Source organism: Streptomyces sp. NPDC052396 (assembly GCF_044593195.1).
GTDB lineage: Bacteria > Actinomycetota > Actinomycetes > Streptomycetales > Streptomycetaceae > Streptomyces.
The window spans coordinates 487781-511469 of record NZ_JBIUAW010000006.1 but is presented as its reverse complement, the minus strand read 5'-3'; the positions used below and the strand labels follow the sequence as shown (position 1 = coordinate 511469).

Annotated in this window: 26 protein-coding genes; 7 read left to right on the top strand and 19 right to left on the bottom strand. The window is 71.5% G+C overall.

Going from position 1 to position 23689, the window contains the following annotated elements; all coding sequences use genetic code 11:
• The first annotated feature begins 58 nt into the window (after nucleotides 1-58).
• The gene (gene mgrA, locus ACIHFE_RS19090) at nucleotides 59-1102 is read left to right on the top strand and encodes an L-glyceraldehyde 3-phosphate reductase (protein ID WP_400107968.1); all 1044 of its coding nucleotides are present in this window, start codon (nucleotides 59-61) and stop codon (nucleotides 1100-1102) included.
• 558 nt (nucleotides 1103-1660) lie between these two features.
• On the opposite strand, the gene ACIHFE_RS19085 is transcribed toward mgrA, so the two are convergent.
• Entirely contained in the window at nucleotides 1661-2401 is a 741-nt protein-coding gene (locus tag ACIHFE_RS19085; protein ID WP_400107966.1) for a prepilin peptidase, read from the bottom strand.
• 120 nt (nucleotides 2402-2521) lie between these two features.
• Here ACIHFE_RS19085 and ACIHFE_RS19080 point away from each other — a divergent pair, with 120 nt between their 5' ends.
• Nucleotides 2522-2878, top strand: coding sequence for a DUF192 domain-containing protein (locus ACIHFE_RS19080; protein WP_400107964.1), 357 nt, complete (start codon nucleotides 2522-2524; stop codon nucleotides 2876-2878).
• Between the two features lie 100 nt (nucleotides 2879-2978).
• On the opposite strand, the gene ACIHFE_RS19075 is transcribed toward ACIHFE_RS19080, so the two are convergent.
• From ACIHFE_RS19075 to ACIHFE_RS18995, 17 genes are all read right to left on the bottom strand, one after another.
• Nucleotides 2979-3104, bottom strand: coding sequence for a hypothetical protein (locus tag ACIHFE_RS19075; RefSeq protein ID WP_400107962.1), 126 nt, complete (start codon nucleotides 3102-3104; stop codon nucleotides 2979-2981).
• Nucleotides 3105-3159: 55 nt separating this feature from the next.
• Entirely contained in the window at nucleotides 3160-4440 is a 1281-nt protein-coding gene (locus ACIHFE_RS19070) for a hypothetical protein (RefSeq protein ID WP_400107960.1), read from the bottom strand.
• A gap of 138 nt (nucleotides 4441-4578) precedes the next feature.
• Entirely contained in the window at nucleotides 4579-5172 is a 594-nt protein-coding gene (locus ACIHFE_RS19065; protein WP_400107958.1) for an OmpA family protein, read from the bottom strand.
• Nucleotides 5173-5176: 4 nt separating this feature from the next.
• Nucleotides 5177-5773 carry a hypothetical protein gene (locus tag ACIHFE_RS19060; protein ID WP_400107956.1) on the bottom strand — a complete coding sequence of 199 codons (597 nt, stop codon included), beginning with the start codon at nucleotides 5771-5773 and terminating at the stop codon, nucleotides 5177-5179.
• A gap of 25 nt (nucleotides 5774-5798) precedes the next feature.
• A complete protein-coding gene (locus tag ACIHFE_RS19055; RefSeq protein ID WP_400107954.1) occupies nucleotides 5799-6419 on the bottom strand; it encodes a pilus assembly protein TadG-related protein in 621 nt (206 codons plus the stop codon).
• A complete protein-coding gene (locus ACIHFE_RS19050) occupies nucleotides 6419-6655 on the bottom strand; it encodes a hypothetical protein (RefSeq protein WP_400107952.1) in 237 nt (78 codons plus the stop codon). Before ACIHFE_RS19050 ends, ACIHFE_RS19055 begins: the two co-directional genes overlap by 1 nt.
• A 126-nt stretch (nucleotides 6656-6781) precedes the next feature.
• Complete coding sequence (locus tag ACIHFE_RS19045) at nucleotides 6782-7444, bottom strand: LuxR C-terminal-related transcriptional regulator (RefSeq protein ID WP_400107950.1); 663 nt, start codon at nucleotides 7442-7444, stop codon at nucleotides 6782-6784.
• Nucleotides 7410-8822, bottom strand: a complete 1413-nt coding sequence (locus tag ACIHFE_RS19040; RefSeq protein ID WP_400107948.1) for a sensor histidine kinase — start codon at nucleotides 8820-8822, stop codon at nucleotides 7410-7412. The genes ACIHFE_RS19045 and ACIHFE_RS19040 overlap by 35 nt, the downstream gene beginning before the upstream one ends.
• Nucleotides 8823-8837: 15 nt before the next feature.
• On the bottom strand, nucleotides 8838-9707 hold the full coding sequence (locus ACIHFE_RS19035; RefSeq protein ID WP_400107946.1) for a DUF5936 domain-containing protein: 870 nt from the start codon (nucleotides 9705-9707) through the stop codon (nucleotides 8838-8840).
• Between the two features lie 18 nt (nucleotides 9708-9725).
• The gene (locus ACIHFE_RS19030) at nucleotides 9726-10664 is read right to left on the bottom strand and encodes a type II secretion system F family protein (RefSeq protein WP_400107944.1); all 939 of its coding nucleotides are present in this window, start codon (nucleotides 10662-10664) and stop codon (nucleotides 9726-9728) included.
• 16 nt (nucleotides 10665-10680) lie between these two features.
• On the bottom strand, nucleotides 10681-12018 hold the full coding sequence (locus ACIHFE_RS19025; RefSeq protein ID WP_400107942.1) for a CpaF family protein: 1338 nt from the start codon (nucleotides 12016-12018) through the stop codon (nucleotides 10681-10683).
• On the bottom strand, nucleotides 12015-12392 hold the full coding sequence (locus ACIHFE_RS19020; protein ID WP_400107940.1) for a TadE family protein: 378 nt from the start codon (nucleotides 12390-12392) through the stop codon (nucleotides 12015-12017). Before ACIHFE_RS19020 ends, ACIHFE_RS19025 begins: the two co-directional genes overlap by 4 nt.
• On the bottom strand, nucleotides 12389-12781 hold the full coding sequence (locus ACIHFE_RS19015; RefSeq protein WP_400107937.1) for a TadE/TadG family type IV pilus assembly protein: 393 nt from the start codon (nucleotides 12779-12781) through the stop codon (nucleotides 12389-12391). Before ACIHFE_RS19015 ends, ACIHFE_RS19020 begins: the two co-directional genes overlap by 4 nt.
• Nucleotides 12778-14001 (bottom strand): CpaE family protein, encoded by a 1224-nt coding sequence (locus ACIHFE_RS19010; RefSeq protein WP_400107936.1) that lies wholly within the window; start codon nucleotides 13999-14001, stop codon nucleotides 12778-12780. The genes ACIHFE_RS19015 and ACIHFE_RS19010 overlap by 4 nt, the downstream gene beginning before the upstream one ends.
• 8 nt (nucleotides 14002-14009) lie before the next feature.
• Nucleotides 14010-14711 carry a Flp pilus assembly protein CpaB gene (gene cpaB, locus ACIHFE_RS19005; RefSeq protein ID WP_400107934.1) on the bottom strand — a complete coding sequence of 234 codons (702 nt, stop codon included), beginning with the start codon at nucleotides 14709-14711 and terminating at the stop codon, nucleotides 14010-14012.
• A gap of 19 nt (nucleotides 14712-14730) precedes the next feature.
• Entirely contained in the window at nucleotides 14731-15600 is an 870-nt protein-coding gene (locus tag ACIHFE_RS19000; RefSeq protein ID WP_400107932.1) for a hypothetical protein, read from the bottom strand.
• A gap of 179 nt (nucleotides 15601-15779) precedes the next feature.
• Nucleotides 15780-16070 (bottom strand): pilus assembly protein, encoded by a 291-nt coding sequence (locus tag ACIHFE_RS18995; RefSeq protein ID WP_400107930.1) that lies wholly within the window; start codon nucleotides 16068-16070, stop codon nucleotides 15780-15782.
• A 221-nt stretch (nucleotides 16071-16291) separates the two neighbouring features.
• Between ACIHFE_RS18995 and ACIHFE_RS18990 the strand changes: the two genes are divergently transcribed.
• Nucleotides 16292-18004, top strand: a complete 1713-nt coding sequence (locus ACIHFE_RS18990) for a chitinase (RefSeq protein ID WP_400107928.1) — start codon at nucleotides 16292-16294, stop codon at nucleotides 18002-18004.
• A 48-nt stretch (nucleotides 18005-18052) separates the two neighbouring features.
• Here ACIHFE_RS18990 and ACIHFE_RS18985 read toward each other — a convergent pair whose 3' ends face one another.
• Nucleotides 18053-18925: a trypsin-like serine peptidase gene (locus ACIHFE_RS18985; RefSeq protein WP_400107926.1), complete on the bottom strand. Its 873-nt coding sequence runs from the start codon at nucleotides 18923-18925 to the stop codon at nucleotides 18053-18055.
• Between the two features lie 288 nt (nucleotides 18926-19213).
• Between ACIHFE_RS18985 and ACIHFE_RS18980 the strand changes: the two genes are divergently transcribed.
• From ACIHFE_RS18980 to ACIHFE_RS18965, 4 genes are all read left to right on the top strand, one after another.
• A complete protein-coding gene (locus tag ACIHFE_RS18980; RefSeq protein WP_400107924.1) occupies nucleotides 19214-20500 on the top strand; it encodes an amino acid deaminase in 1287 nt (428 codons plus the stop codon).
• Between the two features lie 30 nt (nucleotides 20501-20530).
• A complete protein-coding gene (locus tag ACIHFE_RS18975; RefSeq protein WP_400107922.1) occupies nucleotides 20531-20749 on the top strand; it encodes a hypothetical protein in 219 nt (72 codons plus the stop codon).
• 43 nt (nucleotides 20750-20792) lie between these two features.
• A complete protein-coding gene (locus tag ACIHFE_RS18970) occupies nucleotides 20793-22391 on the top strand; it encodes an amidohydrolase family protein (RefSeq protein WP_400107920.1) in 1599 nt (532 codons plus the stop codon).
• 76 nt (nucleotides 22392-22467) lie between these two features.
• The gene (locus ACIHFE_RS18965; RefSeq protein WP_400107919.1) at nucleotides 22468-23682 is read left to right on the top strand and encodes a pyridoxal phosphate-dependent aminotransferase; all 1215 of its coding nucleotides are present in this window, start codon (nucleotides 22468-22470) and stop codon (nucleotides 23680-23682) included.
• The last annotated feature ends 7 nt before the right edge of the window (nucleotides 23683-23689 follow it).

Below are 23689 nucleotides of genomic sequence, written 5' to 3'. Positions count from 1 at the left end.
CAGCGTGTCGCGAGGACCCAACTCGGGCTGTCACCGGCCCGTGATAGTCAGTGGCCATATGACCGATCCCTCGCTTTACCGCGCGACCGATACCCGCTATGACTCCATGGAGTACCGGCGAACCGGGCGCAGCGGCCTCAAGCTGCCTGCCATCTCCCTTGGACTGTGGCACAACTTCGGCGATGACCGCACCCTCGAGTCCCAGCGGGCCATTCTGCGCCGAGCCTTCGACCTGGGCGTCACCCACTTCGATCTGGCCAACAACTACGGCCCGCCGCCCGGTTCCGCGGAGCTGAACTTCGGCAAGCTCTTCGCCCAGGATTTCCGTCCCTACCGCGATGAGCTGGTGCTCTCCACCAAGGCCGGCTACCTGATGCACCCGGGGCCGTACGGTGAGTGGGGCTCAAGGAAGTACCTCCTGTCGTCCCTGAACGCCTCCCTGGCCCGAATGGGTGTCGACTATGTCGACATCTTCTACTCACACCGTTTCGACCCGCACACCCCGCTGGAGGAGACGATGGGCGCCCTGGCGTCCGCCGTCCAGCAGGGCAAGGCGCTGTACGCGGGGGTGTCCTCCTACAGCGCCGAACAGACCCGCGAAGCCGCCCGCCTGCTGCGGGAGATGGGCGTGCCCGCGCTGATCCACCAGCCCTCCTACTCCATGATCAACCGCTGGACGGAGGACGACGGCCTGCTGGACGCCCTGGAGGACGAGGGCATGGGCTGTATCTCCTTCGCCCCGCTGGCCCAGGGCCTGCTGACCGACAAGTACCTCCAGGGCGTCCCGGAGGGCTCGCGCGCCGCCCAGGGCAAGTCGCTGGACCCCGGCCTGCTCACCGAGGACGTGGTGCGCCGCCTGCGCGGCCTCAATGAGATCGCCGCACGGCGCGGCCAGAGCCTGGCCCAGCTGGCCCTGACCTGGGTGCTGCGCGACGAGCGCATGACCTCGGCACTCACCGGCGCCTCCAGCGTCCGCCAGCTGGAGGCGAATGTGGCCGCCCTGAGCGCCCCCGCGCTGACCAAGGAGGAGCTCGCCGAGATCGATTCCTTCGCGGTGAGCACCGAGGGCGTCAACATCTGGGCGCGGCGCGGCGATTCCTAATCGCTGCGGAACCGATTGAGCCCCGATTGACCCCCGGCTGGGAACCGATGGGAAACCGTCGCCGGTGACCGGTCGGGATCGGAACACCCTCGGAAGTGGCCGGAGCGGTCCATAGGAGAGCGCGCCACTACGGAGGGTGAGGGCCCCGAAAAGAAAACGGGCCGGTCCGTGGGGGGGATACGGACCGGCCCGAGGGGGGGTTTCCACCATAACCGGTCGGAGGGCGTGCTCTGTGCATGCGCGAGGGTGACAACCGTTGCCACGCTGACCCGAAACCGCCTTACCGATCTTGGTTTTGGGTCTGGAAACGATCAGCTGGCCGCCCTGGAAGCCGCGTCAGCACTGGGCTTCCGGGGGATAACAGACCAGCGGGTCTGCACGGCCCGGCGTGTCGCGACGCTTCCAAAAATGTTGCATAAAGTCATCGGCGATTTGACGGGCCCGATCCCTTGGGGCGTCACACTCCGTCATTCCCTGTCACGGTGCATGCATGATCGCAATCCCGGTGCAAGCTCTTTTACGTTTTTTGCGTGTACCGCCCCTTGATCGCTCTCCCGGTCATCCATGCGCCGACCACCCGCCCAGCATCACCCCCGCCCAGGCCCCGCCGATCATGAACGGCCCGAAGGCCAGCGTCGCCCCGCGCCCGGCTCGGCGCACCACCAGCAGCCAGCACCCATAGGCCGCCCCCGCCAGCAGCCCCGCGAAGCCGCCGAAGATCAACACCGGCCAGCCGTACCAGCCCAGTGCGCCGCCCAGCCCCACCGCGAGCTTCACATCGCCGAACCCCATACCTCTCGGGTGGATCAGGAACAGCAGCAAGTACCACCCGCCGAAGGCCGCCGCACCGAGCAACGCCCCGGGCCAGGAGCCGCCCGCCCCCGGTATCAGCGCGGCCGCCCCCAGCAGCCCGGTGACCGCCAACGCCAGGGGCAGCGTCAGCAGATCCGGTAACCGCCGCACCGACCGGTCCACTTCCGCCAGCAGCACCGCCACCGGTGCCACCGGCAGCCACACCGCCAGCTCCGGCCGCCAGCCGGTGGCCAGCGCCAGCCCGGCACACCCTCCCGCGGTAACCACCACCGGCCCCGCCGCCCCCGGCCCATATCTTCCGCCGCACCGCCCACACCGCCCGCCGCCCAGCCAGCCACCGGCCCGCCCTCCGATCGCATGCCCGCACTCCGCCGACGAGCGCCACTCCTCCCCCTCTTCAACGGACAGCCGGTACCGCGCCCTTGGCACCAGCCATCCGGCCATGGCGCCGTAGAGCGCGGCGAGGATCACCAACAACCAGTCCATGAGCCGAGGTTAGGGAGACACGCGACTTCCCGCTGGCCCCTGTGAGGGATGGGCCCCTTGTGGATAACTTGGTCACCCGAACCGGAAGTTCACCGAGACCGAGGCGAGGAAGGGTGCATCATGCCGCGCCGGCACTGGCAGGACGGCCCCGCCCAACTCCGGTTGCCCGGCGGCACATCCATCCCCCTGGAGATCGCCGCCTCCTACCGCGCCCGCACCCGCGGCCTGCTGGGCCGGGACACCATCGACGGCGCCCTCCTCCTCACCCCCGCCGCGAGCGTCCACACCTTCCGCATGCGCTTCGCCATCGACGTGGCCTACCTCTCCGGAGACCTGACCGTCCTGGCCGTACACACCATGCACCCGGGCCGCCTCGGCGCGCCCCGCCTGCGCAGCCGCCACGTCCTGGAGTCGGCGGCCGGGGCCATGGCGGGCTGGGGGCTGCGGCCGGGGGTCCGGGTGGCGGTCACCCCCTGACCGACGTCACTTTCCCGCCCCAAATCCCTGGGACACGCCGGGTATCTGCACCGGGGGCCATCCCGGCATAGGACTTGGCGCCGTGGTGCGGCAAGTTGGCTCATACCTTGGTGCCCTCGGTGCCGGGGCGGGGGCGGTCGATGCCCCAGGTGCCGTCGCATTCGCGCAGCGGGGCGGCGACCGGGTGGCGGGTATGGGCGAGCCGGGCGGTCAAGTCGCGGTCCATGCACGGAGTTCGGCAGCGGCGGCGGGCGCCCCGCGCTCGGATATCCGGGCCCCGGTCAGTGAGGCGGCCGACCCGCCCGCAAGCGGGCCAGCAGCCACCAGCAGCCCAGCCAGAGCAGCAGCGCGCTGCCGGTGCCCACGCCCGTGTAGCCGACGATCCGGCGCAGGCCGGGGCCGGTTGCGTCCGGGGCGGCGTTGGGGTCGGCGCGGATGTCGAAGCCGGCCGCCACCGGGTCGCCCCGGTAGGGGGGAGCGGCCTTGGCGTCGCCGGTCACGGTGATGCGCAGGGTGAGCGGCAGGGCGGCGCTGGCGGCCTCGCCGAGGCGGTGGTGGAGGCCGATCTGGAGGTAGTACCAGCCGGCCACCCGCATGGCGCCGGCCGGATCGTTGGCGGCGCGCAGCCGGTTGGTGTAGGCGACGGGGGCGGTGGTCAGGGTGAGGGTCTGGGCGGTGCCCTGGTAGGCGCGGGTGGTTTCGGTCACGGGGCCGCGCGCCGGGTTGTTGAGGGCGACCCGTACGCCGTCGGCGACATAGAAGCCGGCGGGGGCGAGGGTCCGGGGGAGTTCGGCTGCGGCGGAGAGCTGCTGGCCCCAGGTGAGCGGGACCCGGTAGAAGCGGGTCTCCCCCGGCTGGAGCCGGTCGTGCCACACGCCGTTGCCCAGTGCCGGTGCGTCATTGAAGCCGGTGCCGCCGGTGGTGTCGTGGGTGGGCGCGGTGGGCGGGGTGGGCGGGTCGGTGTTCCAACTGCCGTCGGTGGAGAGGGAGTCGGAGCGGGCGCCGGGTTTGAGGCCGGGTTCGGACATGTACTTGAGCTCGATGGGGAAGACCGGGGCCTTGGGGTCGGTGGTCTCCGCGGTGCGGTCCAGGATCACCCGGTAGGTGCCGGCCCGGTGGCAGGCGCCACCGTCCGCGGTGGGGCGGCGGACGGCGAGCAGGGCCAGGGGGTGGGCGCTGTCGCCGTCGGCGAGCCGGGTCTGGCCGGTGTCGCAGTCGCGGCCGTCCGGGCCGGAGAGCGACAGCCGGACGCGCTCCGGCCGCAGGGTGGTGCCGGGGGCGGGGATGAGGACGACCGAGACATAGGCGTCGGAGCCGGCGTCCAGGTGGACGGTGTAGAACTTCTTCTCTCCGGGACCCAGGGCGTCCGTGTGGGTGCCGGGCGAGAGCAGGGGGCCGCCGCCCGCCGAGGGGCTGCCGCTGATGGTGGTGGCGCCGGGCGCGGTGCGGTACTCCGGCAGTTCGGCGCTGTCGGCGGCGGCCGGGGCCGGCGGGCCGGTCAGCAGCGCGCCGGCCGCCGCGGCGGCGGTCAGGCCGACCCTCCACTTGGCGCCGCGCCACACAGAGTCCTCCCGGGCATCGCCGACTCACCACCGGGCCCATCCTGCACGTGCCGCCTCCCCCGCGCAGGCATATGCACGGGATTTCCGCCGGGCTGGACGAGGGGAGGGAACGAAGGGGCGGCAGCGAAGGGCGGCGGCTCAGCCGGCGCGCGGAAAGGTCACCTCCACCCGGCGGTTCTTGGCCCGGCCCTCCTCGGTGTCATTGGCGGCGACCGGACGGTCCTCGGCATAGCCGCGGATTTGGTAACTGACGTCGGCGTCCAGGTATTTGGCCAGTTCCTTCTGCACCGCGTCGGCGCGCTGTTTGGACAGTTCCAGTCCGTGGTCGTGGGAGCCGAGGTTGTCGGTGAAGCCGAAGATCTGGACCTGGTGGGCCCGTTGCTTCCTGATCTCATCGGCGATGGCCCTGATCCGGGAGTTACCGGCGAGCTGGGCGCTGTCCTTGGGGAAGAGCACCTCGGCCTGGAGCTCGAACTTCACATCGGAGGTGGAGTCCTCGCGGCGTTCCCTGCCGCCCTCGTCGCCGATGATGGTCTTGAGTTCCAGGACCTTGGGCGGGGCCAGCGACTTGCCGGGGAGGAGCTTCAGTCCCGGGGCGTGCGGGTCGACACGGCCCTGGAAGACCGAGGGTGCCGGCGGGACATCGTCCGCGCGGGCGGTGGCGGTGGACAGGGCGGCCAGCGCCGCGCAGAGGAGGGCGGCGGACAGCGGGCGCCTGGGGACGGACGGCATGGGATCACCCGTCCGTCAGTTTCACGGCGGCCGACTGGAAGGTGGGGATCTGGAGGTCCACCTGGGTGGTGGACTTCGGCGGGGCGGGGAACTGCATATAGACCTTCTGTTCCGACTTCGCCTTGATGATGGCCAGCCCGGTGCTGGCCAGCGGCCGGTTCTCGGTGTCCCGCAGGGTGTAATAGCGCTTCTTGTCCTTCTCGTCCACCAGTGTGGCGCCGCCCAGTGAGCTGCCGCCGGCGCCCCGGATCACCGCCAGTTCGGGGCCCGTCCACTCCTGGGTGGAGGTGAAGTCCTCGGTGCCGGCGTTCCTGAGGGTGCCGTTGACCGTGACAAAGCCTCCGGCGTCACGGGTCGCCGAGGTGACGTCCAGGGATATGCCCTCCGGCCCCTTGAGCGTGCTGACCGCCTTGCCCCCGTCCTCGGCCTGTACGGGCCGGGATGTGGACGTGGATGTGGATGTGGAGCTTTGGCCGGTGGTGTGGCCGTCCGCCTTCCGGTGGTCGTCGCTGCCGCAGGCGGACACCGTCAGGGCGAGAACCGCGGCCGACGAGACGGCCGTCGTGAGGTGACGCCGCCAGGGGCGCTGCCAGAGTCTCATTGCCGTTCGTCCTCTACTCGTTCCGTCAGTCCGTGAGCCGCACCGCGTACAGGTCGGCGGCGCTCGGCAGGCTTCCCGGGACGGCGGGCGCATGGGGGTCGATGTCCCAGCTGCGGCCGCCGGCACAACCCAGGTGGAGATGGCCGTCGTTGGGCGGGGGCGGCAGCAGTACACATCTGGGCCGGATGACCGCGGTCGCCTTCGCCTCGGCGTGCTTGTCCTCGATCGGCAGAAGGGTGCTGCCGATGCCTTTCCGTGCGCGCACCTTGACGCCGAAGCCGGTGCGCGGGCCGGGGATCGGGTGGCAGCCCTCGTCGCCGGCGAGCGCGTCGGACCGGTTGCGGGCGGCGAAGCTCCTCGCCTGTTGGCAGGCGGCGGGGTCCACCAGGCCGACGCCCTGGACCAGGGCCGGCCAACTCGGCGGTACGGACAGCTGGTTGATCAGCCGGCCGCGCAGCTGCTCCCGGGCGTCGCGGGCGGCCGCCAGGGCGGCGGCGTCGGCGGCCGACTGGGAGCCGTTCCTGACCACGGCCACCTGGGCCACCACAAAGAAGGCGAACGCGAGGAAGAGCAGGCCCGCCACCGCCGTGAGGTAGATGGGGAGTGCCTGCCCGGCCTCGCGGCCGCCCGGGGCGGCCGCACGCATCAGGTGGCGATCTTGTTGATCGCTGCGATGATCTTGTTCTTGATGGTGGTTCCGATGTCGGTGAACCCGGCCACGGCCGCCATGATCGCGACCACTACCACGATCATGCCGATGTACTCCGCCGCGGTCTGCCCCCGGGAGCTCCCGTCCCGGAACATCCGCTGGACGCAGGTGTCCCGCCAGGAGCCGATCCGCACCCGGGTGCCGACCGCCGCCCTCAGCAGTCTGTCGCTCACGCTCATCCCCTCCCATCCGGCCCATCCGGCCCATCCGGCCTGCCCTGCCGGTGACTTGGCGAAGGTACGCCCGCCGGTGTCCCCCGGGCTTGGGCCCGCGGGCCCAAACCCGGACCCGATGGCGGCTCATCGCCGCACCTCGTATCGCGCCGTACCCAGCCACAGGGCGATGGCCTGGCTCCGGTTGTCCGCCCCCAGCTTGGTGAAGATGCGGTTGATGTGGTTCTTGACGGTTTTCTCGCTGATGAAGCAGGCGGCGGCGATCTGGGCGTTGGTCATGCCGGACGCGATGAGGTCCATCACCTCCGCCTCCCTTCGGCTCAACTGGCACTGTGCCAGATCAAGTTGCTTACGCAAAGGGCTCAGAGAAGCGCGCATCTGCGCGAGCAGCGCGGTGGCGGGGGTGACGGTCAGATGGGCACGGCCCGCCTTGAGGTCATGGATGGCGGTGATGAGCTCCTCGGCGGTGAACTCCCCGTGCACCAGATAGCCCCCGGCGCCCAGCCGCAGCGCCCGGTGCACGGTCTCGCTCTCCCCGCTGCAGGTGAGCATCAGCACCGCGGTGAGCTCCACCAGCGAGGGCAGCACCGACAGGCCGTCCGCATCCGGCATCCGCACATCCAGCAGGGCGACATCGGGCAGGTGGCGGCGGGCGGCCCGGTACGCCTGGCGGCCGTCGGCGGCCTCGGCCACCACGGTCAGGTCCGGGCGCCCGGAGAGCAGGGCGGTGAGCCCGGCCCGGACCACCGGGTTGTCATCCACCACCAGGACGCGGAGCGGGTGCGGCATGGTGCGGCCTCCTGTCGTCGGACGGGGCGAATGGAGCGGACGGGGCAGACGGGGCGGACGAGCCGGACGGAGCGGACGGTGATCCGGAGCACGGCGCGGAGTACGGGGCGGAGGACGGTGCGGAGTACGGAGCGGCCGGAGGCGCCGGACCCAGCGCCGCCAGCGGCAACTCCAGCCGGACCTCGGTGCCTTGACCGGACGACCGGCCCTTGCCCATGCGAATCCTGGCCCCGATGCGGGCCGCCCGTTCCACCATGCCCAGCAGCCCGAAGTGCCGGGTGCGCCGCAGGTCGTCCAGGGTGAGGGCGGGCGGCAGGCCGCGGCCGTCGTCGCGGACGAGGACGCGCAGCCATCCGTCGGTGGCCTCGGCGCTGACCTCCAGCCGGCCGGCGCCGGCATGCCGGTGGGCGTTCTCCAGGGCCTCGGCCACGATGGCCACGATGTGGGCGGCGATGGGGCGGGGCACCGGCGGGGCGGCGGGCGGCGGGGTGTGGCAGGCGACGGGCAGTCCGGTGCGGCGGGTGAAGTCGGCCAGGCAGCCGGCGAGTTCGGCGCCGAGCGTGACGCCGCCGTCCATGCCGGACTCCCGGCGCAGCCCGGCCAGCAGCTCGCGGGACTCGGCGGCCGCCCGGCGGGCGGCGCGGGCCACCAGTTCGGCCTGGGTGCGGGTCTGCTGCCGGTCCAGCCGGTCGGTGCTGCGGGCCAGCCCCTCGGCGGCCAGGGCCAGGCCGTGCAGGGTCTTGGCCACCGAGTCGTGCATCTCCCGGGCCAGCCGGGCCCGTTCGGCCTCCACGGCCTCGTTGACGGCCAGCCGGGAGCGGGTCTCGGTCAGGGCCTCGCTGGCGGCGCCGAAGCGCAGCACCAGGCCGCGCAGCGTCACCCCCACCGCCCCGGCCAGCACACAGACACCGGGCAGCAGGGTGGACCCGGCGAGGGTGACCTCGGGGTGCCGGCTGCCGAGGTAGGCCAGGGCGACGATCAGCAGGGTGAGGCCGGCGAAGAAGCCGGCGCCGCGCCAGCCGTAGACCAGGCCGGCCAGCAGCGGGGTGCACAGGGTGGCATAGGCCAGCGGGCTGTCGGGGCCGGCGGCGAACAGCAGCAGCGCGCCGGCCAGGGTGTCCAGGCCCAGCAGGGCCGGGTGGCGCAGCAGCAGCGGGCCGAAGCGCTCCCAGTCCCTTATCAGGACGCAGGTGCCCGTCGCGGTGCACAGCACGGCGCCCGCGATCGGCCAGGTGGGCCAGCCCCGTTGGACCGCGTGCAGGGCGAAAGGGGTGGCCAGGGCGATCATGGCCAGCCGGAAGCCGAAGACCTGCCGGCACAGCGCCTGCAGGGCGCTGAGCTGGATTCTGAGCGCGGGCGGTGCGTCTGGGTGCGCCAACCTGAACCCTCCCGGTCAGCCGAGCAGTCCGGAGCCCAGGAACATGGTCGTCCCGATGAGGATCAGGGTGGCCGGGACCATGATCATGGTGACCACGGTGGTGGCCTTGGGCACCGCTCGGGCCGCCTTGCGGCGGGCGTTCTGGGCGTCGGTGCGCCGCATGTCGGTGGCGATGGCGATCAGGGTCTCCACGATGGGGGTGCCCAGCTCCTCGCCCTGCTGGAGTGCGGTGACGAACATGGCGACCTGCTCGGAGTCATTGCGGCGGCGCAGGTCGTCGAAGGCCTCCCGGCGGCTGACGCCCATGTCCATCTGCCGCAGGGTGATGCGCAGTTCGTCGGCCCAGGGTCCGGCGTACTTCTCCGCGGTGCGGTCCAGGGCCTGCCGGAAGCCCAGTCCGGCGGAGACCACCACGGCGAGCACATCCAGGAAGTCGGGCAGGGTGCGTTCGATGGCGTTCCGGCGGGCGCGTACCGCGGTGAGGATGCCCACCTCCACCCAGAAGGCGGCGAAGGCCAGCATCGGCGGGACGAGGATCCACTGTCCGGCGGCCAGCATCACCAGGGCGCCCACCAGGCCGGTGAGGCCGTAGACAAAGCGGCGGGCGGCATAGCGGTCCAGGGTGAGGCCGCCGGGGTTGCCCGCCCGGTCGATGCGCCGGCGCACCCGGCTGACCCGGGCGGGGCCCATCAGCCGCAGCACCAGGGGGGCGTAGCGCATGCCCAGCCGGTCGATCAGGGAGCCGGCGGCGCCGGTGCGGGTGGCGCCCACTTCCAGGGCGATGGCCAGGTCGGGCGGGAGGTGGGCTTCGGCGCGGCAGAGGTACAGGCCGTAGCAGGCGCCGGCGGTGGACAGGCCGGTGAGGAGGGCGAGCAGCAGTCCCATGGTGAGTCCTCGGAGTCCTCAGACGTCGATCTTGCCCAGGCGGCGGATCAGGAAGAAGCCCAGGACATACAGGCCCAGGGAGACGATCACCGCTGCCTGGCCCGCCACCGAGCTGGTGATCCGGTCCAGGGCGCCGGGCCAGATGCGGTCCATCAGCAGCAGGGCGCCCAGGCCCATGGCGGGCACCAGATAGGCGGTGGCCGTCACCTGGACGAGCTGGGTGCGGACCTCGCGCCGGGTCTCCTTGCGTTCCTCCAGGGTGACGGTGAGGTTGCGCAGGGAGCTGACCAGGGTGCCGCCGGCCTTGTTGGCCAGGACCAGGGTGGTGACCAGGACGGCCAGTTCGCGGGAGGGCAGCCGTCTGGCGAGTTCGTCCAGGGCGTCGTCCAGGGTGTGGCCGATGGCCAGCCGGTCGGCGACGCGGGAGAGTTCCTCGCCGGCCGGGTCCTCCAGTTCCTCGGCGGCCATGGCCAGGGCGGTGCGCAGGGCCAGTCCGGCCTGGGTGGCGTTGGCCATCACCCGGGCGAGTTCGGGGAGTTGGTTCATAAAGCGCTCATTGCGTTTCTGGCGCTGCCAGTTGAGGAAGGCGAAGGCGCCCCAGAGTCCGGCCAGGGCGGCCAGGGGGCCGAAGAAGGGCGCCAGCAGCAGGGCGGCGGCCACCCAGAGGGCGGTGGCGGCGGTGAGCATCCAGACGAGGAACTCACCGGGGGTGAGGGCCAGTCCGGTGGCCGCCAGCCGGTGTTCGATCCGTTTGCCCAGGGCGGTGCGGCGCAGCCGGCGGTCCAGGCCGGTGAAGGGCCGGCGGTGGCGGCCGCCGGGGACGCCGCCGGGGTCGGTGAGCCGGGCGGCCAGGGCGGCGCGCTGGGCCCGGCCGGTGGCGTAGCTGTGCACCCCGGCGATGGCGCTCAGGCAGCACAGTACGGTGGCGCCGATCGTCAGCAGGGCGGTGTGGGTCATGGCGGGGGGCGGTCTCCTATCGGGCTTGGCGGCTGGCGAGTTGGTCCTCGGCGGCGGCCACGCCGAAGGCCGGGGGGACGGGTTCGTTCTTGAGGCGGAGCCGTTCGGCGACGCGCGGCGGCAGCGGGTGGTAGCCGAACTCGCCGCGTACCACGCCGTCGGAGCCCAGCGGCCAGGCCTGGAACCGGCCTACGGTGGCGATCCGGTAGTCCTCCCGGCCACGGGAGTGCAGTACCGCGATCTCGCTGATCCGGCGGGATCCGTCGGCGCTGCGGGTGAGTTGGACAATCACATCCACGGCGCTGTTGATCTGGTCCTTGAGGGCCGGGAAGGGGATCTCCACCTCGGACATGGAGGCCAGGGTCTGCAGGCGCATCAGGGCGTCCTCGGCGCTGTTGGCGTGCACGGTGGCGAGGGAGCCGTCATGGCCGGTGGACATGGCCTGGAGCATGTCGAGGGTCTCGCCGCCGCGTACCTCGCCGACCACGATGCGGTCGGGGCGCATCCGCAGGGAGTTGCGCACCAGGTCGCGGATGGTGATCTGGCCCTTGCCCTCGATATTGGGCGGGCGGGCCTCCAGGGTGATCACATGCTGCTGCTGGAGGCGGAGTTCGGCGGAGTCCTCGATGGTGATGATGCGTTCGCCTTCCGGGATCAGTCCGGAGAGGGCGTTGAGCAGGGTGGTCTTCCCGGCGCCGGTGGCTCCGGAGACGATGATGTTGAACTTGGCCCGGACCAGGGCGGAGAGCAGCAGCAGCATCTGCTCGTCCAGCGAGCCCAGGCCGATCAGTTCGCTGAGGCTGTAGGCGCGGGGGAAGCGGCGGATGGTGAGGGTGGGGCCGGACAGGGCGAGCGGCGGGATGATGACATTGACGCGTTCGCCGGACGGCAGCCGGGCGTCCACCATGGGGTTGGACTCGTCCACCCGCCGGTTGACGGTGGAGACGATCCGTTCGATGGTCTGCATCAGCTGGTCCTCGGAGGCGAAGCGCAGCGGCAGCCGCTCCACCCGGCCGGAGCGTTCCACGAAGACCTGGTCCGGGCCGTTGACCATGATCTCGGTGATGGAGGCGTCCTCCAGCAGCGGTTCCAGGATGCCCAGGCCCAGGGCCTCGTCCACCACCCGCCGGATGAGCAGCGAGCGTTCCTGGGTGGAGAGCACCGGGCCCTCGCGGCTGATGATGTGCCCCAGCACCCGTTCCAGGCGGGTCCGGCGTTCGGCGGCGGCCAGCGGGGACATCTCGGCGAGGTCGATCTCCTCCAGCAGCTTGGCGCGGTAGGCGGCGACCAGGTGGTTCTCCTCGTGGCCGCCTTTGACGGTCTCGGGGGTGCTCAGGCGGGCGCGCAGGCTCATGGGGTCACCGCCGGCCGCTCGTTGGGCATGGTGACCGACCGGGAGATGGTGGCGCCCAGGTCGATGCCGATGACGGAGGGGACCTCCACGGTGGCGGTGGCGGTGACCTCGTCGCCGCCCGGGCTCACCCCGATCCGGGCGCGTCTGGCCAGCCAGCCGCTCATGGCCGCCCGGCCGGCGCTCTCGGCGGCGTCGCCGCGGGCCGCCGCGCGGGCGGCGGCGCGGGCGCCGGTGCCGGCCTGTTCGGCGGTGTAGGCCACCAGTCCCAGCTGGATCGCGGCCAGGCCGATCAGCAGCAGTACCGGCAGCATGCCGATGAACTCCACCGTGGTCTGGCCCTGTTGGGCGCGCCCCGGCGCGGATCGCTCCTTCACGGTCCCTCCCACGGTTCACGCTCCCGGGCCGCCGATGCCTCTCCGGTGACCGGCAGCGGGAAGCTGCCCAGGGCGGGGAAGAGCACGGGGACCTTGAGGGTCACCCTGGCCCGGTAGAGGTCGGGGCCGTCCGGGTGGCACTCGGGGGCCTCGGCCCCGGCCCGCCAGGAGTCGCCGAGCTTGTCCAGCGCGGCCTGCCGGCAGGCGGCTTGGTCGCCGGAGGGCAGCGCGGCGGCGCCCTGTCTGGCGCCCCGGTCGGCCGCGTCGCCGGCCAGGGTGTAGGTGTAGCCGGCCAGCACGCACTCCCAGAGGACGGCCAGCACCAGCAGGATCAGCGGCAGCAGGCCCAGGAACTCCACCGAGGTCTGGCCCCGGTCGTCCGTTCTCATCCACCCCTCCTCCCCCGGCCCCGGCGCCCGGCCGGCACCGGCGCCGCGGTGCCGGCCACCAGGCCGAGTTCGCCCGCCAGGCTCCAGATGGCCTGCCGGACCGGGCTGCGGGCGTCCAGGTCGTGCAGCCGGCCGGAGTTGACCACCGGTTCCAGGTCCTTGAAGCGGGCGGGTACCGCGGTGCGGGCCACCCGGGCGCCGGTGATCCGCTCGATCAGCGGGGGCTGGATCTCCGCGGTGCGCACCGCCCGGTTGACCACGGCGATGGTCTCCTCCGGTTTGCGGACCTTCAGCCGCTCCCACATCCGCACCGTGCGTTTGGCGGCGCGCACCGCGGCCACATCCGGGGTGAGCACCAGCGCGGCCGTGTCGGCCAGTTCGATGGCGGCCGCGTTGGCGCCGGTCAGCTGGGTGCCGCAGTCGACCACCACCACCTGGTAGCGGGCGCGCAGCGCGGTGATGATCTGGCGGGCGGCGCGTTCGCCCACTTCCTCGCCGCGTTCGCCGTCGGCGGGGGAGAGCAGCAGACCGAGGCCGGTCTCATGGGTGAACAGCACATCCTGCAGGACCCGGGGCGAGATGTCGTGGATCCCGGCGAGGTCGGCCACCGAGCGGCGGAACTGGACGTCCAGGCAGGAGGCGATGTCACCGCTCTGCAGGTCCAGGTCGACCAGCGCCACCGGGCGGCCGGTGGCCCGGGCGGCCAGCGCGGTGTGCACCGCGATCACGGTGGTGCCCACGCCGCCCTTGGCGCCGCTGACGGTGACCACGGTGCCGCCGGGGCCGCCGGGGGTGTCCGGCTCGGCGCCCAGGTGGCGGCGGACGCCGCGGGCCCAGTCGGCGGTGGCGCGGACGCGGGCGGCCAACTCGTTGTGGGAAAGCGGGAGTCCGGCCAGGCCGCGGGCGCCGGCGTCCATGGCGGCGGAGAACAGCGCGGGGCTGGCGTCGGCGGTCAGCAGGATCACCCCGGTGGCCGGGAAGCGCAGGGCGATCTCGCGCACCAGCTCCAGGGCGGGTACCGGGCCGATGCCCTCATGGACCAGGACGATCTCCGGCAGTTCGGCGACCGATGCGGCGGCCAGGCGGGCCAGGGTGTCCAGCAGGCTGGTGGAGTCACCAGCCGGCTGGGCGGGTTCGGTGTCCGGGAGTTGGCCGAGCAGCGTGGTCACCGTGCGGGCCGCGTCCGCGTCACCGACGGCCGGCAGGATTCTGATGGCCATCCCTCACCTCACTTGTCGCCGTTCAAGGTGTAGTCGCGCTGGCTCGGCGGGGCCGGGCTCTGGTCGCCGGGCGCGATCAGCGCCAGGCGGACATGGGAGGCGAAGGACTCGGCGTAGGCGACGCGTTGGGCGTCCAGGGTCTCCAGGGCGAAGGTGATGGGCACCGCCTCCCGGGCCGGGGCGGCCTCGCCTTGTCTGGGCTGGAGTGCGGTGAGCTTGCCCACGTCGATGACCTTGGCGTTGCCGACGATCAGCCGGGCGCGGGGCTGGCCGCCGTTCTCGCCGGGGAAGGTGGCGTAGATGTTCACCTGGGAACCGGGGGTGATCTTGCCGGCCACTCCGGTGGCGGCGTCGATCATGATGGCGATCTCCTGCTGTCCCGGCTTGAGGGCCGGGCGGTCGGCGACCATGTCGGTCTGGAGCAGGGAGCCCTCGTGCAGCCGGCTGACCGCGATCTTGCCGCCGATCTCCCCGAGGTCGGTGACCGCGGTCCTGGGCAGCCAGCGCTTGGGCAGCGAGACCTTTCTGAACTGGCCCTCGGTCAGCGGCTGGTAGGCGGGCACATCCGTGCTGAGCTCATAGGCCGTGACCTCCGGGCCCACCTTGGAGTCCACATCGTCGATCACCGCGAGGACGCCGGAGAAGGCGCCGACGGCGCAGACGGCCGAGACAAGCAACAGGATGGCACCACGGCGCTGGCGTGAGTTCATGGCTGGTGGACTACCTCGTTCACGGGTGGACGGCGGCGCGGGCCGGCGGCAGCTGGTGGTCCGGCGGGAGGTGGGGCGCGGAGCAGAATCCGCAGCGGTCGCCGAGGAGTTCCAGGCCGCACCAGCGGCAGCGCTCTCTTCTGACCGAGGCGACCAGGTGGTAGAGGATGGAGGGGTCGGGGATGGCGGCCGCGAACTCCACCGCCCGCTGGGTGCCCCACCACTGCCCGGAGCCGTCGGGCAGCGGGCCCACCTCCTGCACCCCCTGGACCCGCCAGTGCGGGGCCAGGGTCTCCAGCACCCAGTCCGGTCCCTTGCGGGGCTTGGTACGGGCCACGGTGAGCCGGGTGGGGAAGGCGGGTCCGCCGGGTGGTTCGGCCTTGCCCAGGCGGATCAGGCAGGGCGCCGGGTTGACCAGCACCCCGAAGGCGGCGCCCGGCAGCAGGGAGCGCAGATGGGGCGCCAGGGACACCGGCACCCGGTCCAGCCGGGCCACGGTGGCCAGTTGGGCCCCGGCGTAGATGTAGTGGGCCAGCAGCCGGGCGGCACAGGCCAGCACCCCGGGGCTGAGGTCGGAGACCGACAACTGCCGTAACTGGCGGGCCAGTACGGCGACCGCCAGCGGTGGCAGGGCGACCGGCAGCAGGGCGATCCGCTCGCTCTCCAGCACCGTCCGCACGGTGTGCAGCCGGCGGACATAGGGGGCGGGCAGCGCGTCGGGATAGAGCACCACCAGGTATCCGCACTGGTCGAGCAGGATGGCCGTCTGGGTGACCGCGGTGTCCAGCGGCTGCCGGTCCGGCCCCTGGAGCACGGCGGCGGCCGGGGTCGGACCGTCACCCGGCGGAAGAACCAGGTCCGGGCTGGTGACGGCTATCGCAATCGGCACGTCGGCTTCCCCAATTTCACTCCGGCCGCGGGCGGCCGGGGCAGCCACGGATGGGCACCGCGAGACCCCGGCGCCTGAGCACTTTAGCCACGAATACGGCGGCTGAGAACAGTCCCTGACCGTCCCAGGGGGCGCCACGCCCGCATATGCCACAGAAGTACGACCGGCCGCGTCGTCACTCAGTCATCACGCGTCACGGTGTATGAACTGCGCACCGGCCACGGCCAGTTGATATGCCCCGGCAGCATCAGGGGCACCTTCAGCACCACAACCGTCTTATAGCTCGCCCCGTCCTGTTCACACCGGGGCCGGCCGGGCCAGTCGGCGGGCAGGTCGGCCCGTACCGCGGCGCGGCAGTCGCGCCCGGTGGCCTGCGCCCTCGCTCCCCGGTCCGCGGCATGTCCGGCCAGGGAGTAGGTGTAACCCACCAGCACGCACTGCCAGACCACCGCCAGCGCCACAAGGACCATGGGGATCACGCCCTTTGGCCGCACCATCGGCACCTCGGAATCACTCCCGTTCGATTCGGCTGCCGGCCCTGAGCCGGCCGTGGGCCCATCCTGCCCAGCGTGAACGCCTCCGCAACCGGACCCGCCGCACCCCTTGACAGATGAATTGGTCTGGACCACCCTCACCGCCACGGGAGATCGCGTTCACCCCCCACCAACTCCCCCTTCAGCGGAGGTAGTCCATGCATCCCCCACGCCTCATACGCATCAGACGCCGCCTGGGCAGCACCCTGACGGCGCTGCTGCTCACCGCCGGCGGCATCGGCGCCCTCGGCACCGGCCCCGCCCGGGCCGCCGAGGGCAACCCGCCCAACCTGCTGGCCAATCCGGGCTTTGAGAACGGGCTCGCCAATTGGACCTGTTCGGGCGACAGCGGCAGTACGGTGAGTTCACCCGTACACGGCGGCCAGGGTGCCCTGAAGGCGACGCCGGGCGCCCAGGACGACGCCCAGTGCACCCAGACCGTGTCCGTCAAGCCCAACTCCGCGTATCAGCTGAGCGCCTGGGTGCGCGGCTCCTATGTCTATCTGGGCGCCGCCGGCACGGGCACCACGGACGTCTCCGCCTGGACCCCGGGCAGCGGTGGGGACTGGCAACAGCTGAACACCTCCTTCACCACCGGCGCCAACACCACCTCGGTCACTGTCTTTCTGCATGGCTGGTACGGGCAGCCGGCCTACTTCGCGGACGACGCCGTCCTGACCGGCCCCGGCGGAGACCCCGGCCCGCCCCCCGGCGGCCAGGTGCCGGACGCCCCGGGCGGACTGTCGGCGGGAGCGGTGACCCCCTCCTCCGTCGCCCTCTCCTGGAACCCGGTGCCCGGCGCGACCGGCTACACCGTCTACCGCGACGGCACCAAGGCCCTGTCGGCCAACGGCACTTCGGCCACCGTGACCGGCCTGTCCCCCGCCACCGCCTACCGGTTCGAGGTGACGGCCGTCAACGCGGCCGGTGAGTCCGCCCGTTCCGCCGCCGTCACCGCGACCACCGCCTCCGGCGGCAGCAGCGGTCCGTCGGTGCCCAGGCACGCGGTGACCGGGTACTGGCAGAACTTCGACAATGGCGCCAAGGTGCAGACGATCAGCGATCTGCCCGACTCCTATGACATCGTGGCGGTCGCCTTCGCCGATGCCACCACCACCCCGGGCGCGGTGGACTTCACCCTCGATCCCGCACTGCACTATAGCGAGGACCGGTTCAAGGCGGATATCGCGGTCAAGCGGGCGGCGGGCAAGTCGGTGATCCTCTCGGTGGGCGGCGAACGGGGCTCGGTGAGCGTCAGCGACGCGACCTCGGCGGAGAACTTCGCCGACAGCGTCTATGGGCTGATGCGGCGCTATGGCTTCAACGGGGTGGACATCGATCTGGAGAACGGCATCAACCCCACCTATATGACCCGGGCGCTGCGCTCCCTCTCGGCCAAGGCGGGCAGCGGGCTGGTGATCACCATGGCCCCGCAGACCATCGATATGCAGTCACCCTCGGCGGGCTACTTCCAGACCGCGCTCAACATCAAGGACATCCTGACCGTAGTCAACACCCAGTACTACAACAGTGGTTCGATGAACGGCTGCGACGGCAAGGTCTACGCCCAGGGCTCGGTGGACTTCCTCACCGCGCTGGCCTGCGTCCAGCTGGAGGGCGGCCTGGACCCCTCGCAGGTGGGCCTGGGCGTCCCGGCCTCACCCCGGGCGGCGGGCAGCGGCTATGTGGACCCCTCGGTGGTCAACCGGGCACTGGACTGCCTGGCCACCGGAACGGGCTGCGGCTCCTTCACCCCGCCGCACACCTATCCGGGCATCCGGGGCGCCATGACCTGGTCCACCAACTGGGACGCGGCGGCGGGCAACGCCTGGTCCTCGGCGGTGGGGGCGCATGTGCACGGGTTGCCGTAGCGGGTGCGCCGGGCCGCCATCGGCATGGCGGCCCGGCACACCACCGCCTCAGGCCCCGTCGGAGCCGGCCGGCTTCGGCAGCGTGCAGTCCGGCAGGCTCAAGTCGATCCGGTTGCCGGGCGCCACGCACTGGGTGATCCCATAGGTCTCCTCGGCGTAGTTGATGCCCTGGCGGACCGTGACATTGCCGTTCTCGTCCACCTCACAGGGGTTGTTCTCGGTGCACTGCTCACCGTTCTCGTTCCCGGTGTTGTTGATCGCGACCACCTTGCCGGTGGTGGCGTCCACCACCGGTGAACCGGAGGTTCCCCCGATCACATCGCAGGACGGGGTGTAGCGCAGCGAGTCCTTCCAGACCCAGTCGCCCTCGTGCAACTGGTAGACAAACCCGTCCACATTGCAGGTGTAGATCTTCTTCCAGTAGCCGGAGACCACCTTGATGGCCGTCCCGGCCGTGGGGTGGTCACCGGACAGGTTCAGCGCGTCGATGTGGTAGCGCTGCTTGATCTGGGCGTAGCTGGTGCCGAGTTGGTACAGGGTGACATCGGTGTCGGTCATGGTGGAGTACGCCACCTTGGTGGCCCGCAGCGTTCCGGCGCTTCCCCCGCTGGAGTTGAGCAGGGTGAAGCTGCGCGAGGAGGGCTGGTCGGTGATGACATCACCGGGGGCGGGCATGCCGGTCTCCAGGCAGTGGCCGTTGGTCATCACCAACGCCGGGTCGTCGTCCGTGGAGTTGGGCATCCGGATCAGCGATCCGGAACAGTTGCTGAGCGCCACGGTGCCGGCGAAGTCGACTGCCTTGGTCCGGGCCTGGGCCTGGCTGCCGGCCTGCGGGGCGGCGGTCGCGGTGGTGGTGGTACCGGCGATGGTCGCCCCGCCCAGCAGCAGGGTGGTGAGCACGCCGACGAGCGGTCTCTTCATGGGGGGTGTGTCCTCTCCGGACGGAAGAGCTGCCGTTTTGACGTGCACATTGTTGGGGTTGCTGGGGCCGGACGCAATGAACGAGTCATTCCTGACCGGAAGTTGGCCGGATAAGCGATACATCCCATGGCGCGACAGCGGCCTTCGGGCGGGCCGGCCCGCCATGGCCTGCCGGCCCGGGGCCGCGGTGTCGGCTTTGACCCGATACTCGGCGGGATGTTAGACAGCCCGGAGCGCTGTGCGCATCGGATGTTGCAGATCATGCAACGGAACAGCTCCGGAGGGTATATGTCCATCGCCGCCGACAACCCCGTGGCCCGCCTTGCCCTGGAACCGGTCGACCACCGGTTCAAGGGGCTGCCGCCGGACGCGGAGGGTCTGACCGTCGGCGCGCTGGCGGCCGAGCGGCGCTCGCTGTTCACCGGCGGCTTCGCCACCCCGGTACTGACCCTGTCCGCCCCGGAGCTGGAGCACAATCTGGCGCAGCTGGAGCGCTGGACGGCCGAACGCGATCTGGCCTTCGCCCCGCATGGCAAGACCTCGATGGCTCCGCAGCTCTTCGAGCGCCAACTGGCCCACGGGGCCTGGGGGATCACTGCGGCCACGCCCGCCCAGGCGCGTGTCTGCCGGGCGTTCGGCATCCAGCGGATCTTCCTCGCCAATGAGGTGGTGGACGAGGCGGCGCTGCGCTGGCTGGCCGGGGAACTGGACGCCGACCCCGGGCTGCGGGTCATCACCTATGTGGACTCGGTGCGCGGTGTGGAGCTGATGGACGCGGCCCTGCGCGGCGCCGGGGCGGTGCGCCCACTGGATGTGGTGGTGGAGCTGGGCTCGGCGGGCGCCCGTACCGGGGTGCGTACCGAGGCCCAGTGCGCGCTGGTGGCAGACGCGGTGCGTGAGGTGTCCACCCTGCGGCTGGTGGGTGTGGCCGGGTACGAGGCCGAAATCCCGGACGCGGACCAGGAGTCGGTGCGGCGGTGGCTGGACCGGCTGGTCTCCGTCGCCGTCTCCTTCGACCGCGAGGGCCGGTTCCGGGGCCTGGACGAGATCGTGGTGAGCGCGGGCGGCAGTGCCTGGTTCGACACGGTCGCCGAAGTCTTCGGCGAACTGCCCGAGCTATCGGTGCCCGTGCTGAAGCTGCTGCGCTCCGGGGCGTATGTGACACATGACGACGGGCAGTACCGCAATAAGACCCCCTTTAACCGCCACCCGGAGCAGGGCGAGCTGCACCCCGCGTTCCGGCTGTGGACCCAGGTGGTCTCCCGCCCCGAGCCCGGCCAGGCCTTCCTCAACGCGGGCAAGCGGGATGCTCCGTACGACCTCGGCCTGCCCTCGGTCCAGGTGATCCGCTCCGCCCGCGACGGCTCACTCCGCCCGGCCCACGGCCTGACCGTCTCCAGGCTGGCCGACCAGCACGCCTTTGTCGAGGTGGCCGGGGACGCCTCGGAACTGGAGGTCGGCGACTGGGTGGGGCTGGGGATTTCCCATCCCTGTACGGCATTTGAGAAGTGGCAGCTGATTCCGGTGGTGACGGAGGACGGCCTGGTGACGGATTTTGTGCGCACCTTCTTCTGATGAGCGGCGCGGGCTTTGTACTGCCACGCGGTGCGACCGGCTTCTTCCACCCCACGGAGGGCCCGCTTCCGCACACCGGCCTCCGGGCCTTCCGCCTCCTGGGCGGGACTGACCGTCCTCGGTGACGGGCAGCTGGCCATGCCGCTGTCCGAGGTGGACACTTCGGTGCTGTCCGAAGGCGAATGGCGGCAGATCCGCTTCTTCGGAGTCAGCACCCTGGGTGAGGTGCTGTTCAACTCCTGGGACTGAGCGGGCGGGCCGGTGAGCCGTTCACCGCTCAGGGGAGGCCCTCATGGACACCGTGTTCCGCGACGTCCGTGTCATCGACGGCAGCGGCGGCCCCTCCTACCGCGCCGACCTCGCGCTGGCGCGGGGCCGGATCGCCCGGATCGCGCGGGAGGGGGAGCCCCGGCCGTCCGGGCGGCGGAACATCGACGCCCAGGGGCTGGCGGTCGCGCCCGGTTTTATCGATATGCACGCGCACAGCGACCTGGCCCTGCTGCGCGACCCGGAGCATCTGGCCAAGGCCGCCCAGGGGGTGACCCTAGAGGTCCTCGGGCAGGACGGGCTGTCCTACGCGCCGGTGGACGAGCGCACCCTGGCCGAGGTGCGCACCCAGATCGCCGGGTGGAACGGCGACGGCGGGGACATCCGCTTCAACTGGCGGTCCGTCGGCGGGTATCTGGACCGGCTGGACGAGGGCATCGCGGTCAATGCCGCCTATCTGGTGCCCCAGGGCACCCTGCGGATGCTGGTGGCCGGCTGGGCGGACCGCCCGGCCTCCCCGGCCGAACTCGGCCGTATGCGCGCACTGTTGGCCGAGGGGCTGCGGCAGGGCGCGGTGGGCATGTCCTCGGGGCTGACCTATCCACCCGGTATGTACGCCGCTGACGGCGAACTGACCGAGCTGTGCCGGGTGGTGGCCCGCTACGGCGGTTACTACTGTCCGCACCACCGCTCCTATGGCGCGGGCGCCCTGCGCGCGTACCGGGAGATGCTCACGCTGGCGCGCAAGGCGGGCTGTGCGCTCCATCTCGCGCATGCCACGCTCAACTTCGGGGAGAACCGGGGGCGCGCCCCGGAGCTGCTGGCGCTGCTGGACCGGGCGCTGGCGGCGGGCGTCGATCTGTCGCTGGACAGCTATCCCTACACCCCGGGCTGCACCACCCTGGCCGCGCTGCTGCCGAGCTGGGCCGCCGAGGGCGGGCCCCGGGCGATGCTGGCGCGGCTGCGCGAGGCGGGGACGGCGGAGCGGATCCGCCATGCGCTGGAGGTGACGGGGGCGGACGGCTGTCATGGGGTGCCGGTCGACTGGGAGACCGTGGAGATCTCGGGGGTGGGCAGCCCGGTCCTGTCCGGCTGGGTGGGCCGCACGGTCGGCGGCGCGGCCCGCGAGCGCGGTGAACGGCCCTGGGAGTGCGCGCGGCGCCTGCTGACCGAGGACCGGCTGGCCACCACCGTGCTGCAGCACGTGGGACATGAGGAGAACGTCCGGACGATCATGCGGCACCGGGTGCACACCGGCGGCAGCGACGGCATCCTGCACGGCGCCAAGCCGCACCCCAGGGCGTACGGCACCTTTCCGCACTACCTCGGTCACTATGTACGTGAGCTGGGCGTGCTGTCGCTGGAGGAGTGCGTGGCGCATCTCACGTCCCGTCCGGCCGCCCGGCTCGGGCTCCCCGACCGGGGTCTGATCCGCGAGGGATGGCGGGCCGACCTGGTGCTCTTCGATCCGGCGACAGTGGCCGCCGGCTCAACATTCCAAGATCCGAAGCAGGTTCCGACCGGCATTCCTTATGTCCTGATTGACGGACGCTTTGTGATGGAAGACAGCCGCCGAACCGGCGTACTGGCCGGCCGGAGCGTGCGGCGGGCGTCGGCGGGCTGAGCCGCCCCGGATCGCGCCCGCCGGACGGTCGTCAATCCGCGAGCACGCTGATCCACGCCCCCGTATGGTGGCCGTCATGCAGGTGATCCAGTCAACGAAACTCGCCAACGTCTGCTACGAGATCCGTGGCCCGGTGCTGGAGGAGGCCATGCGGCTGGAGGCGGCGGGACACCGCATCCTCAAGCTGAACACCGGCAACCCGGCAGCCTTCGGTTTCGAGTGCCCGCCGGAGATCCTCGAGGACATGCTGCGCAATGTCGGCTCCGCGCACGGCTATGGCGACGCCAAGGGTCTGCTCGCGGGTCGGCGCGCGGTGGTGCAGTACTACGAGACCAAGGGCATCGACGAGCTCTCGGTGGAGGACGTCTACCTGGGCAATGGCGTCTCGGAGCTGATCCAGATGTCGATGCAGGCGCTGCTCGACGACGGTGACGAGGTGCTGGTCCCGGCGCCGGACTATCCGCTGTGGACCGCCTCGGTCGCACTGGCGGGCGGCACGGCCGTGCACTACCGCTGTGATGAGCAGTCGGACTGGATGCCGGACCTCGCGGACATCGAGGCCAAGGTCACCGACCGGACCAAGGCGCTCGTCATCATCAACCCCAACAACCCCACGGGCGCGGTCTACGACGAGGAGATGCTGCGCGGGCTGACCGAGATCGCCCGCCGGCACAACCTGATCGTCTGCTCCGATGAGATCTACGACAAGATCCTCTATGACGGGGTGACCCACACCCCGACCGCCGCCATCGCGCCGGACCTGCTGACCCTGACCTTCAACGGCCTGTCCAAGTCGTACCGGGTGGCCGGCTACCGCAGCGGCTGGCTGGCCGTCTGCGGCCCCAAGGCGCACGCCGACAGCTATATCGAGGGTCTGACCATCCTCGCCAATATGCGGCTGTGCGCCAATATGCCGGCGCAGCACGCGATCGCCACGGCCCTGGGCGGCAAGCAGTCGATCAACGAGCTGGTGCTGCCGGGCGGCCGGCTGCTGGAGCAGCGCGATGTGGCCCATGAGCTGCTGACCCAGATCCCGGGCGTGAGCTGCGTCAAGCCCAAGGGGGCGCTCTACGCCTTCCCGCGGCTGGACCCCAAGGTCTATCCGGTCAAGGACGACCGTCAGCTGGTGCTGGACCTGCTGCGGGCCGAGAAGATCATGGTGGTGCACGGGACCGGCTTCAACTGGCCGGAGCCGGACCACTTCCGGCTGGTGACCCTGCCGAGCACCAAGGACCTGGCGGACGCGATCACCCGGATCGGCACCTTCCTCGCGGATTACGTGCAAGTTTAGACAGTGT